The 12,683-nt window shown below is 71.2% G+C and carries 9 protein-coding genes and 1 pseudogene; all 10 read right to left on the minus strand.

Going from position 1 to position 12,683, the window contains the following annotated elements:
* Window positions 1–276 precede the first annotated feature (276 nt).
* The 10 genes and pseudogenes from mutL to VFZ20_RS03295 all read right to left on the minus strand — a co-directional run bounded on the left by mutL (window position 277) and on the right by VFZ20_RS03295 (window position 12,498).
* Window positions 277–2,112 carry a DNA mismatch repair endonuclease MutL gene (mutL, locus tag VFZ20_RS03250; protein WP_329682390.1) on the minus strand — a complete coding sequence of 612 codons (1,836 nt, stop codon included), beginning with the start codon at window positions 2,110–2,112 and terminating at the stop codon, window positions 277–279.
* Between the two features lie 495 nt (window positions 2,113–2,607).
* A complete protein-coding gene (locus VFZ20_RS03255) occupies window positions 2,608–3,369 on the minus strand; it encodes a TatD family hydrolase (RefSeq protein ID WP_329682391.1) in 762 nt (253 codons plus the stop codon).
* Between the two features lie 197 nt (window positions 3,370–3,566).
* On the minus strand, window positions 3,567–4,547 hold the full coding sequence (gene secF, locus VFZ20_RS03260; protein WP_329682392.1) for a protein translocase subunit SecF: 981 nt from the start codon (window positions 4,545–4,547) through the stop codon (window positions 3,567–3,569).
* A gap of 19 nt (window positions 4,548–4,566) precedes the next feature.
* Entirely contained in the window at window positions 4,567–6,126 is a 1,560-nt protein-coding gene (secD, locus tag VFZ20_RS03265; protein WP_329682393.1) for a protein translocase subunit SecD, read from the minus strand.
* A 197-nt stretch (window positions 6,127–6,323) separates the two neighbouring features.
* Entirely contained in the window at window positions 6,324–7,925 is a 1,602-nt protein-coding gene (locus tag VFZ20_RS03270; protein ID WP_329682394.1) for a TldD/PmbA family protein, read from the minus strand.
* 343 nt (window positions 7,926–8,268) lie between these two features.
* Entirely contained in the window at window positions 8,269–9,036 is a 768-nt protein-coding gene (locus VFZ20_RS03275) for a transporter (protein WP_329682395.1), read from the minus strand.
* 311 nt (window positions 9,037–9,347) lie between these two features.
* Window positions 9,348–9,956, minus strand: coding sequence for an SCO family protein (locus VFZ20_RS03280; RefSeq protein WP_329682396.1), 609 nt, complete (start codon window positions 9,954–9,956; stop codon window positions 9,348–9,350).
* Between the two features lie 2 nt (window positions 9,957–9,958).
* The gene (locus tag VFZ20_RS03285; RefSeq protein ID WP_329682397.1) at window positions 9,959–10,723 is read right to left on the minus strand and encodes a formylglycine-generating enzyme family protein; all 765 of its coding nucleotides are present in this window, start codon (window positions 10,721–10,723) and stop codon (window positions 9,959–9,961) included.
* Between the two features lie 111 nt (window positions 10,724–10,834).
* A pseudogene (gene nirK / locus VFZ20_RS03290) lies at window positions 10,835–11,839 on the minus strand (copper-containing nitrite reductase); the annotation flags it as partial.
* 191 nt (window positions 11,840–12,030) lie between these two features.
* Window positions 12,031–12,498, minus strand: a complete 468-nt coding sequence (locus VFZ20_RS03295; RefSeq protein WP_329682399.1) for an Rrf2 family transcriptional regulator — start codon at window positions 12,496–12,498, stop codon at window positions 12,031–12,033.
* Between the last annotated feature and the right edge of the window lie 185 nt (window positions 12,499–12,683).

The following is a 12,683-nucleotide window of genomic DNA, read 5'->3' on the forward strand; positions in this document are numbered from 1 at the left end:
AGTCCGCACAAACCCGCAGTTCTCCCCCTCCCCCGCGAAGCGGGGGCAGGGGGCCGGGGGGAGGGGGCCCTCCGCGCGCGGTAGAACGCCCGCCGACGAGCACGATCCCGGCGCCCCCACGCAGTTCAACCTCCCCCAGTCTTTTTTGGGGGAGGTGCGAGCCTAGGCGAGCGGAGGGGGCGCCCGCGCGGGCTCCGCGTCTCTGCACGAGAGTCGCAATCGACCTGATCGACGCAATCCGCACGCTCATCGGATCATCCACCATCCGCCTCCCCCCTACCCGCTGCGCCCGAAGCGCCGGTGCAGCTCGTTCAGGCTGAGCTGGATCACCGTGGGGCGGCCGTGGATGTCGTGGTAGGGGAGCTCCGTGGCGAACAGCCGGTCGAACAGCTCCGTCATCTCCGGCTGCGTGAGCTTTTGCCCGGCCTTGATGGCGCCCTTGCACGCCATGGACAGCGCGATGCGCTGGTGCTGCGTCCGCGCGCTGTCCACCAGCGGCGACCCGTCCGCCAGCTCCCCGATCATCTCGCGCAGGCACCGCTCCGCGTCGAAGTACGGGTGCGGATTGGGGACCGCGTGCACGATGATGCTCCGTCCGCCGAACGGCTCCACCTCGAACCCCGCGCGCTCCAGCACGCCCTGGATCTGCTCCACGAGCGCGTACTCCGCCGGCGACAGGCGCAGGGTAATGGGAAACAGCAGCCGCTGGCTCTCCGCGCCGCCCCCGTCGAACTGGCGGACGATCTCCTCGTACAGCACCCGCTCGTGCGCGGAGTGCTGGTCCACGAGCACCAGCCCGCTGCGCGTCTCGGCCAGGATGTACGTGTTGTGGATCTGCCACATCACCGGCGCGGCGCCCGCGAACATCTCCGGCGGCACGCGGTTGGGCCTGCCGCCCTCCGCCCCGTCCGCCGCGGACGGCGCGCCCGTGACGAACAGCGTCATCTGCGACGCGGGGTCCTCCGCCGGCCCCGGGGGCGCGGACGAGGGCGCGAGGTGCGCGTTGAACCGCACCTGCGGCTCCTCGCGCAGCGTCTGCATGGCGAACGCGGGGTGCGGCGCCACGTATCCGCCGGTTTCCGCGGGCCCGGGCGCGCCGCGCATGCCGATGGAGGGCGTGCTCTCCAGCCCCGCCAGCGCCGCGCGGACGCCCTCCTCGATGAGCCGCTCCACGCCGATGCGGTCGCGAAAGCGGACCTCGGCCTTGGCCGGATGGACGTTCACGTCCACCTCGCCGTCCGGCACCTCCAGGAAGAGAAAGAGGTGCGGATGGTTGCCCGGCGCGATGGTCGTCTTGTACGCGCGGTCCGCCGCGCGGACGAGGTAGCGGTCCGTGAACGCGCGCCCGTTGACGAACAGGTACGTGCGCCGCCCGCCCGGCCGCGCCGCGTTGGGGCGCTGGATGAGCCCCGTGAGCGCGACGGGGCCGATGCGGTGCGCCACCGGCAGCAGCTCCTCCGCCGCGTCGTTGCCCCACAGCGCCGCCACGCGCTCCGCCACGTTGCCCGCCGCGGGCAGGGTCAGCACGTCGCGCGAGCCGGAGTCGAGCGTGAACGCGACGGACGGCGTGGCCAGCGCCTGCGTGGTGATGACCTCGCCGATCGCGCGGTTCTCCGCGGCGGTCGTGCGCAGGAACTTGGCACGGGCGGGGACGTTGAAGAACAGGCTGCGGATGGCGACGGTGGTGCCCGTGCGGCGCGCGCACTCCTCCACGGCCGCCATCTGTCCGCCCGTGACGACCACGCGTGTGCCGTGGCCGTCGCGCTCGGCCGTCTCCAGCACCATTCGCGACACGGAAGCGATGGACGGCAGCGCCTCGCCGCGGAATCCCAGGGTGCGGATGGCGGCCAGGTCCTGCTCCGACCTGATCTTGCTGGTGGCGTGGCGGTCCACGGAGAGGAGGGCGTCCTCGCGGCCCATGCCATGGCCGTCGTCGGCCACGCGGATCTCCGTCTTTCCGCCGTTGCGCACGGTGACGTCCACGCGGGTGGCGCCCGCGTCCAGCGCGTTCTCCAGCAGCTCCTTCACGACGGAAGCGGGCCGTTCCACCACCTCGCCGGCGGCGATCTGGTTGGCCAGCTTCTCGGGAAGAACGTGGATGCGGCGCGGCATGGTCTTGGTCTGGCGGCTTCGGGTGAGCTTCGGGGTGAAGCTAGTCCGCCCGAGGGGAGACCGTCAACGGTTGACAGCCGCCCGGAGACGGACACCGGTGCGCGTCGGTCTCAAACGGAGCGGTACGGAAGGGAAGGAGGTGGATGGACGTAGCGGAGAGCGCGTGGCTCGCGGACGGGAAGGAAACGGGGACGGATCGGAGACGAAAGCGGAGTATCTTTTACGGGCGAGGGCCCCCTCCCCCCGACCCCCTGCCCCCGCTTCGCGGGGGAGGGGGAGAACTTCGGCTTGGGTCGCGGAGGCCGGCGCGCGGCGCAAACCACTCGCTCGATGTCCGTGCACCCCACGGCACTCGCCCGGCCCCGGCCTGTCGGCGCAGGCCGACATCGCGCAGTCCGAGCCGCGAATTCATTCGCCGGGGTCCCTCCGCCGGGGCCACGCGTTCACGCACGATTCCCCCGATCATCCGCCTCGACGACCGGGACGCATTGCCGCTCAGATCCCGTAGAACCGCCGCGCGTTCTCCGTGGTGCGGGCGGCGAACCCGGCGGGGTCTTCGCCGCGGAGCTCGGCGCAGCGCGCGGCGACGTGGGTGACGAACGCGGGCTCGTTCGTCTTGCCGCGGTGCGGAACGGGCGCCAGGTACGGCGTGTCGGTCTCGACCATGATTCGGTCCGCGGGCACCATCCGCACGAAGTCGGCGCCCTCGAAGTTCCTGAACGTCACCATCCCCGAGAACGACGCGTACCACCCCATCGCCAGCGCCTCTTCCAGCAGGGCGCGGCTGCTGGAAAACGAGTGCAGCACGCCCATCGTCCCCTGCCCCGCCTCGCGCAGCAGCGCGCGCAGGTCCTCGTCCGACGTGCGGTTGTGGACCAGGAGAGGCTTGCCCGTTTCGCGCGAGATCTCCAGGTGCCGCGCGAAGTTGTCGCGCTGGGCGTCGCGTGGCGAAAAGTCGTAGTGGTAGTCCAGCCCCGTCTCGCCCACGCCGACCACCCGCGGGTGCGCCAGCAGCGTGCGCATGCGCGCGAACGCCTCGTCCGACGCCTGCGACGCCGCGTGCGGGTGGATGCCCGCCGTGGCGTACACGCCGGGAAAGCGCTCCGCCAGCGCGAGGTCCGCGTCCCAGTCCTCCGGTCCCGTCGCGATGCTGACGATCGTCCCCACCCCCGCGTCCGCCGCCCGCTGGACGATCCCCTCGACGTTGGCAGCAACTTTTCCCGAAGCCAAGTGCGCGTGCGTATCGATCAGCTGCATGGAAGTGCGTGAGTGCGTCAGTGCGTGAGTGCGGAAGCAGGTTCGCGATCGGACAAAGTGCCGTCGCGTGGCGGAAATCTAGGCGCGAACGCCGGAAAAGCGAACCGCCGCGCGCCCCTGAAGGCCCGCGGCGGTCACATCCCTCTCGATGCGCTGGTGCGAACTACCGCACTAACGCACTTCCGCACTCACGCACTTCAAACAGTCGTCCGCTGCACGCGGGGACGGGCGCTGTGCGAAGGCGCAGCCTGCTGCGCCTTGCTGCGCGGGGGCCACTTGCTCTGGATGAAGTACAGCACCGGCGACGCCACGAAGATGGACGAGAACGTGCCGATGAAGATGCCCAGGATGAGCACCAGCGCGAAGTCGCGGATCACCGGACCACCCAGCAGCAGCAGCGACACCAGCGTCACCAGCGTGCCCGACGCCGTGAGCACCGTGCGCGGCAGCGTCTCGTTGATGGCCTTGTTCAGGATGTCCATGTACGAGGCGCCGTGCCGCGGCTTGGCCATGTCCTCGCGGATGCGGTCGAACACCACGATGGTGTCGTTCAGCGAGTAGCCCACGATGGTCAGGAACGCCGCCACCGTCTGCAGCGACACCTCGTTGCCCGTGATGGCCAGGATGCCCAGGGTGATGAAGATGTCGTGCGCCGTGGCCGCGATGGCCGCCAGGCCAAATCGCCACTCGAACCGCACGGCCAGGTAGGCCATGGTGATCAGGAACGAGAGCAGGATGGCCACCAGGGCCTGGAACTGCAGCTCGTCACCCACCTTGGGGCCCACGGCCTCCGTGCGCACCACCGCGTACTGCGTGGGCTGGAACTTCGACGCCAGCACCTGCCGCACCTGCTGCTCGGGCGTCTGGCCCAGCGACTCCGTGAACGCCCCCGTGCGGATGACGAACTCGTTGGCGCCGCCAAAGTTGGTGATTTCCCAGTCGTCGTGCCCGGCCGCCTCGGCCGCCGCGCGGATCTGGTCGGCCTGCGTGGCCTGGTTGAACCGCAGCTGCAGCAGGGTGCCGCCCTTGAAGTCCACGCCGTAGTTGAGCCACGACCCGTACTCCGCCACGTTCTTCACCATCCCCACGATGCCCATCAGGAAGAGCAGGCCGGTGATGATGTAGGCGCGGCGGCGCCACTGCATGAACGGGTAGTTGGCGTGCTGGAAGATACGCATTCTCGGGTTCCTCGCCGCGTCAGATGGACAGGCCCTGCGCGGCCGCCGAGCGGCGCTCCAGGTACAGGATGAACAGCGTGCGCGTGACGTAGATGGCCGTGAACATGGAGATCACGATACCCACGCCCAGCGTGACGGCGAAGCCCTTGATGGGGCCCGTGCCCACGTAGTACAGGATGGCCGCCGTGAGCAGCGTGGTGATGTTGCTGTCCACGATGGCGCTGAGCGCCTGCTTGAAGCCCTCGCTCACCGCCGGCCGCACGGCCCGCCCCGCCTCGAGCTCCTCGCGGATGCGCTCGAAGATGAGCACGTTGGCGTCCACCGACATGCCGATGGAAAGCACGATGCCCGCGATGCCCGGGAAGGTGAGCACGGCGTCCATGGCCGCCAGGGCGCCCAGCGTGTAGAGCGTGTACAGCGACAGGGCGATGACGGCAAAGAAGCCCGCCATGCGGTAGTACCCGATCATGATGAGCACCACGCCCACGAGGCCGATGAGGCCCGCGACAAAGCCCGAGTTCACCGAGTCGGCGCCCAGCGAGGGGCCCACGGTGCGCTCTTCCACGATCTTGAGCGGGGCCGGCAGGGCGCCCGCGCGCAGCACCAGCGCCAAGTCGGCCGCCTCCTGGTCGGTGGCCTTGCCCAGGGTGATCTGCCCGTTGCGCGAGATCTGGCTCTGGATGACGGGCGCCGTGTAGACCTGCTGGTCCAGCACGATGGCCATCTGCTTGCCGATGTTGCGCCCCGTCTCACGCCCGAAGATGCGGCCGCCGCGGCGGCTGAGCTCGAAGTTCACCACGGGGCGCTGGAACTGCGGGTCGCGGCCCATCACGGCGCTCTCCAGGTGCTCGCCCGTCATGAGCGCCTTCTGGTCCACCAGCCACAGGGAGCGCATGCTCTGGTTCTCCTCCGCCTCGGCCACGCCCCACAGCAGCTCCGTGCCGCGCGGCAGGGCCGCCTGCACGGCCGGTACCCGCAGGTACCGGGCGAGGGCCGCCGTGTCGGCCACGCTCACCAGCAGCTGCCCCTGGTCGCCCGCGCCCTTGATCTTGCTCCGGAACGGGGTGGACGTGGGGGCCGCGGCGCTGTCGGCGCCCTTTTGCTGGAAGGGGCCGCCCGCCGGGTTGGCCGCCGCGCCGCGCTCGTTGGGAAAGGCCGCCAGGATGGCGCGCTCCATCCGCGGCATGGCGTCGCCCAGCAGCTCGCCGCGCACCACCTGGAACTCCAGGAACGCCGCCTTGGAGATGACCTCCTTGGCGCTTCCCGTGTTCTGCAGGCCGGCCAGCTGCACGATGATGCGGTCGTCGCCGCTCTTTTGCACGACGGGCTCGGACACGCCCAGGCCTTCCACGCGGATGCGCACCACCCGCAGGGCGCGGTCGATGGCGTCCGCGCGCTGCTCGCTGGTGAGCGCCGTCTTGCTGTCGTCGATCTCCAGCGCCAGGTAGGTGCCGCCCTTGAGGTCGAGGCCCAGGGTGACGATGTCACCCTGCCGGCTCTTGTTGAAGATCAGCGCGGCGACGCACAGGGCCGCCAGGCCCAGGATCAGCGCAACGCGAACCTTGAGGTTCTGAAACATCGGAGGGGTCGAACTCCCCTGGGTAGAGAGGTGGAGGGATGCCAACCGACCGTGTTGAGAAACGGACAGCCGCGGATCGATCGGGATAACTTGAAAAGCTAGCCGCGCTTACGCCCTTCTGTCAACCTGTCGGGCCCCCGCGCGCCGGGTGCGGCGGCGGGGGCCCGGTGATAGCCAAGCGTTTGCGTGGGCGCGACTTAGGCGCGACGGCCGGTGTTGATGACGTTCACCTGGCGAAAGCGCGCGGGCGGGCACCCGTGCGACACGGCGTTGCTCTGCGAGGGCTGTCCCTTGCCGTCGTTGAACGAGCCGCCCAGCGCGTACGTGGACCGCCCGCCGATGAGGTCCATGGAGTTCCAGAACTCCGGCGTGCGGATCTGGTACGCCACGTCCTTGAGCATGCCCCCCACGCGCCCGTTGCGGATCTCGTGGAACACCTGCCCGCCGAACTGCGCGTTGTAGCGCTGCTGGTCGATGGAGTACGACCCGCGGCCCTCGATGAGGATGCCGTTCTCGATGTCGCCCACCAGCTCGTCCAGGGGGACGTCGCGCTCGGGGTGCGGCATGAGGTTCACGTTGGGCATGCGCTGGAACTGCACGTCGCTCCAGCTTTGCGCGTAGCTGTTGCCGTGGCTGCGCACGGGCTTGCCCTGCGACGCGTACCACTCGGCCAGCCACGGCGCCTGCTCGCGCGTGGTCTGCAGGTCGTTGAGCACCCCGTTCTTCACGATGAGGTACTCGTCGGGCCGCACGCCCTCGTCGTCCCATCCGATGGTGGCCAGGGCGCCGGGAGCGCTGCGCTCGGCCTGGATGTTCATCAGCTCCTGGCCGTAGCGGAACTTGCCCAGGTAGTCGCTGATGGGGTAGATGAACGACGTGCCGGCGTAGTTGGCCTCGTACCCCATGATGCGGTCCAGCTCCGTGGGGTGCGCCACGGACTCGTGGATGGTCAGGAACAGGTGCGACGGCATGAGCACCAGGTCGTACCGTCCCGGGTCCACGGGGCGCGCGCTCAGCTTGGCCACGGCGTCCTCCGCCCACTTGGGCGCGTTGCCCACGAGATCCGAATCGCGGACGTGCTCGTAGCCCAGGCCCATGGGCTGCACGGGGGTGCTCTGGCGCGTCTGGAAGTCGCCGCCCTGCGCGTCCACGGCCGTCACCGTCACCTGCGGATAGGTGCGGTACAGCGTCTGGACGATGTACGAGCCCTCGGTGCTGGCGAACGTCTTTTCTTCCTGGGCAAAGAACAGCGACGAGGTGACGAAGCGGGCGCCGCGCACGCCCAGCGCGGCCTCGTTGGCCCGCAGCAGCAGCCCCACCTTGTCCTCGATGGCCACGCCGAACGGGTCGATCTCCACGGGCGAGCTCCAGCGGCCGTCGGCCACGCGCTCCACGGGCGCCAGCTCCACGGGGCGGGAGCGGGCGGCGGCGTTGGCGCGGGCCTGGGCCACGGCCTGGCGGGCCACGCGGTCGGCCTCGTCCAGCGTGAGGTCCTTGCTGGCGGCGAAGCCCCAGGCCCCGTTGGCCAGCACGCGCACGCCAAAGCCGAACGTCTCTCCGTCCTCGAAGCCGGTGATCTGGCGCTCGCGGGTGGAGATGGCCTGGTTGCGGTTGCGCGACACGCGCACGTCCGCGTAGCTGGCGCCGGCGCCGCGGGCGGCGTCCAGGGCGCGCATGGCGAGCTCGCGGTGGTCGGCTTCCTGGCGGCCCAGGAGGGTGGTGGCGTGGGCCACGCCGTGCGGCAGCGTGAGCCCCGCCGCGACGGCGGTGCTCCGGGCGAGGAATTCGCGGCGTTTCATTCGCTCGTTGGTCGGGTGGAGGGTGCGGCCCGGATTGTAACCTCGAACGAGCGTTCGGACAACGGGTGGACGGAAGGGAATAGGTGATAGGGAATAGGGAATAGCCTGCGAACTGCGGGAACTGCGGGTTACGGGGGACAGCCGGCAACGGAGGGGGGCGAGGGGTGGGCGGGCTGCTGCCGGCGCGGACCGTCCGTGGCGCTCCGAAGTTCTCCCCCTCCCCCGCGAAGCGGGGGCAGGGGGCCGGGGGGAGGGGGCCCTCCGCGGACCGGCAGACTGCCCGCCATCGTACTGGATCCGTGTTCCGTCCTTCCCCTCCCCGCCTGCACTCTCCCGCCGTCTCCTACCAGCGGCTCGTGAGCCCCACGCCCACGAGGTACTCGTGCTTGCCGGCGGCGTCCGCGCGGCCGGCGTAGGCATCCAGCTGCACCTCGTGCGTCAGGCGCAGCGCGGCGCCCGCGCGCACCTGGCCCACGTCCGCCGCGCCCACCCGTGTCGACGTGGCGTGCGTGTACTCCACCTGCCCCGTCACGCGCCCGCCGATCGGCATCCGCCCCGCCGCGCCGAGCGTCGTGCTGCCGAACCGGTCGCCCGCGGCCACGGCGGACCGGTGCGAGGCCAGGCCGAGGATGCGCAGGCTGTACGGCAGCACCCACTCCGTCGCCAGCGCCGCCTCTGGTTGCGCCTCGCCCGCGCTCACGACATCCGCGCCCGTGGGCAGGGTGCTGCCGGCCGTGAGGGCCACGGCGGGGAGCCACGCGCGCGGATCGTTGAATCGGTGCTTGAACGAGACGGACAGGTCGCCCGCGCCTTCCGTCGTCGCGCCGTTCAGCGTCGTGCGCTGGTACGACGCCCAGCCGGCGCGCACCTCCGTCCGCGGCGCCACGCCCACGCGCAGCAGGGTCTCGCCCACGAGGTCGCGCGCGCGTCCGTCCTGCTCGGCGTGCGTGTAGCCGACCTCGAGCTGGGTATGGCCCGCGGGAACGATCCCCGTCGGCCGGACGACGCCGGGCCGGCTGGTGCCCACGGGCGCCGCGGGATGGACCGTGGCGCAGGCGCTTGTCAGCAGCACGGGCGCGCACAGGGCGATGCGGAGATACGAGGGACGCATGGTTCGGCTCCTTTCCGTTCATCGGCGGTCGATGGCCGGCCGCTCGGGTCGATTTCGGTCGGTGCGATTCATACGATCCGCACAGGAACTGCACATCGCGGCTGATTTCTCGAGGGAGCGCCCGCGAAGACATCGCCTGCTCACCAGCCCGTGGGCGCGACCGAAGGATCTCCTTCGCCGGGCAGAGACTTCGCCGCTGGACTCGGTCCTTGCCCGGGCGGGAAGATCCTTCGGGGCCGCAGGCATCCGGCGCGGTCGAGTTCGAGAAGGCCCCTCAGGAAAACAATCCTTTACTCCGGGTCCGGTATCAGTCAGCGGGCGGCCAGGGCGCGGAGCGTGGCCAGGGCGCGATCAGGGTCGCCCAGGCCGTCCTGCCGCTGGACGATCCGCCCGTCCGCGTCCAGCACCAGGTACGCATTGGCGTGCGAGTACTCGCCGCCGGGCTCCGGCCGGTAGCGGACGCGCAGCAGCGCCGCCAGCTCGCGCACGGACTCGTCGTCCCCCGTCAGCACGGTCCAGCGGGCGGGGTCCAGCCGCGCGGACGCCGCGAACTCCGCCAGCCGCGCCGGCGTGTCGCGCGCGGGGTCGATGGAGACGAGGACGAAGCCCGGCGCGCCGGGGCCGGCGGGGAGCGCGGCCTCCATCCGCTTGAACTCGGCGAGGATGGCCGGGCAGGTGTGCGCGCAGTGCGTGTAGACCAGCGCCAGCACCTGCGGTCGTCCGGCCAGCGAAGCGAGGGCGCGGCCCTGCCCCGCCTGGTCCGTCCAGCGCGATTCCAGGTCGTAGACGGAGAAATCCGACGCGGCGGGCATGGATGCCGCCGGACGCGCATCGACCGGTTCGGGGGCCGGACGGGGGCCGCACGCGGCGGCCAGCAGGAGCGCGGCGCAGAGCGGCGCGCGGCGAAGGATGGCGTTCATGGTCACACGTCCTGTGCGCAGCGAAAGCCGAGGCCGGCTTCCGTCGTCCGCCCCTCCAGCGTGGCCCGAAAGCCGTAGCGCAGGTAGGCGGGATAGTCGTCGGGATCCGTGGCCCCGATCACCCCCGCCGCGCAGAACAGCGGGTGGTCGCGGCCGCCGGTGGCGCGCGAGTCGCCGGAGATCATCAGGTTGTTGAAGTCCGCCGTCCATTCCCACACCAGCCCGTGCATGTCCCACACGCCGTACGCGTTGCGGAACGTGGAGCCCACGGCGGCGTCCGTGCGCCGGCGCGTCGCCAGCTCCAGCAGGCGGGCCAGGAACGCGCGGTCCGCCGTGGCGTCGCGGCGCGTCTCGCTGGCCCGGCCCACGTACTCCCACTCGTCCGTCGTGGGCAGGCGCTTGCCGCGCCAGGCGCAGAAGGCCCGCGCGGCGAACCACGACACCTGCGTCACGGGCCGGCGAAGGTCGCGCGCGCCGGGCGCCAGGGGGCCGGCCCAGTCCGCCAGGTAGGCGGGGCCGGCGTAGACGGGGCGAACCTGGCCGCGGCGCCACCGCGCGTTCGCCTGGACAAAGGCCAGGTAGTCCGCGCGGGTCACGGGCACGCGGTCGATGGCGAAGGGCGCCACCCGCACGCGCGTGGGCCCGTTGACGAACTGGGGGACGTACGTGCCGCCGGGGATGCGCGCCATCTCCGGCCCCGGCGCGGCAGCATCGGCCGTCATCGGCAGGGCCAGGCCCAGCAGGAGGAGAAGGATCGGGGCGCGCATCGTCCGGGCTCGTGCGTCAGGGTTCGTTGCTTCGGTCGGATTCGGAACGACGGGTGCGCGGACGCCGGGGCATCCGCGCATCCATCGACGTCACCGGCCGGCCGGCTGGGCGGGCGTGTACGGGCCGTTGCGGATGGCGCCGAAGGCGTTCACCCGGGGCTCGCCTTCCACCTGCATCAGCCCCACGGTGCCCTTGTGGAAGGCGCGGAACAGCGCGTGGTCCACCAGCACCAGCTTGCCCGGGGTTTCCGTGCGGAACTCCACGATGGCCGATCCGCCGGCGGGGATGGTGGTCGTCTGCACGTTGTGCTGGGCGACCGTCCCGCCCTCGGCGTACACGTTGTCGAAGATCTCGCCGATCACGTGGAACGACGACGTGAGGTTGGGGCCGCCGTTGCCCACGAACAGCCGCACCGTCTCGCCCGTGCGCACCTTGAGGGCGTTGTCCCCCGTCAGCGAGCCCACGGAGCCGTTGAACACCACGTAGTCCGGCTGTTCGGCGATGGCCTTCTGCATGTCGAACGGCTGCAGGCCCTTCTCGCCGCGCGCCCCCTTGGTGTAGAAGTCGCCCTGCATCACGTAGAACTCGCGGTCCACGGGCGGCAGGCCCTCCTTGGGCTCCACGAGGATGAGCCCGTACATGCCGTTGGCCACGTGCAGCGACGCCGGCGAAAAGGCGCAGTGGTAGACGTACAGGCCGGGGTTGAGTGCCGTGAAGCGGAAGACGGACTCATGGCCGGGGCCCACCACCGTCGCCTCGGCGCCGCCGCCGGGGCCGGTGACCGCGTGCAGGTCGATGTTGTGCGGCAGCATGCTGGACGGATGGTTCTTGAGATGGAACTCCACGTCGTCGCCCTCGCGGACGCGGATGAACCGGCCCGGCACCGTGCCGCCGAACGTCCAGAAGGTGTACTCCACGCCGTCGTCCATCCGCATGGTCTTTTCCGTCACCTCCAGGTCCACGATGACCTTCGTCGCGTAGTCGCGCGTGATGGGCTTGGGGACCATGGGCGGCGCCGTGAGCTCGGCGACCTCCTCGCCGCGCACGGCGGGCGTGGTGCGGACGGGGATGCCGGCCGCGAACGCGTCGCCCGGGGCGGCCTGGGCGCGGCGCATGGACGTGAACAGCCCGGCCAGGCCGGTGACGACCGAGAGCACCACCGCCAGCCACAGCCACGCGCGGCTCCGCCGAAGGGAAGGCGCCGCGGGGACGGCCGGGGGGGCGGAGGGCGCGGTGCGCGTGCGGGCGCCTGGCTTCTCCTGCTCGATGAGCGTGCTCATGGTTGGGACTCCTCCGTGGGTACGGGTCAGGCCGCGACGGCGGCCGGGCCGTGGGTGCCGGCGTCCATGCCGGCGGCGTGCAGCCCCTCGCGGGGCGAATCATCCAGCAGGTCGGCGATGCTCGTGGTGCGCAGCGGGGCGTGGATGGCGCCCTGCACCTGGGCCCAGCGGACGTGCGCCGCGCAGGGCGTGAGGGCGCTGCAGGGGCGGTCGCCCAGCATGCACATGGCCTGGGGCCTGAGTTCGCCGAACGCCTCCACCACCCGGGCCAGCGTGATGTCCGACGCGGGGACGCGCAGGCAGAATCCGCCGGTGGGGCCGCGGGTGCCCGTCACCAGGCCGTGCCTGGCGAGGGCGTTGAGCGTCTTGGCCAGGTAGTTGGCCGGCGCGCCCAGGGCCCGGGCGATGCGCTCCGCCGGCACGGCTTCGCCCGTGGGGCGCTGGGCCAGGTACAGCAGGGCGCGGATGGCGTGTTCGGACGTCTGGCTGAGCATGGGCTTGATCTCCTTTTCGCATGTGAATATGCGGTTCCGGAGATCGCCCGTTCGTCAGAGGGAGGATGAACCTGCGCGGGACGAAGGCAGGTAAGCCGATGCGGATTCCTCCCGACACACGCGTAGTGCATCACGAAAAAAGATTTCTCACGCAGAGCCGCAGAGGCGCGGAGTACCCCGGTCCA

Source organism: Longimicrobium sp. (genome assembly GCF_036280135.1).
Classification (GTDB): domain Bacteria; phylum Gemmatimonadota; class Gemmatimonadetes; order Longimicrobiales; family Longimicrobiaceae; genus Longimicrobium.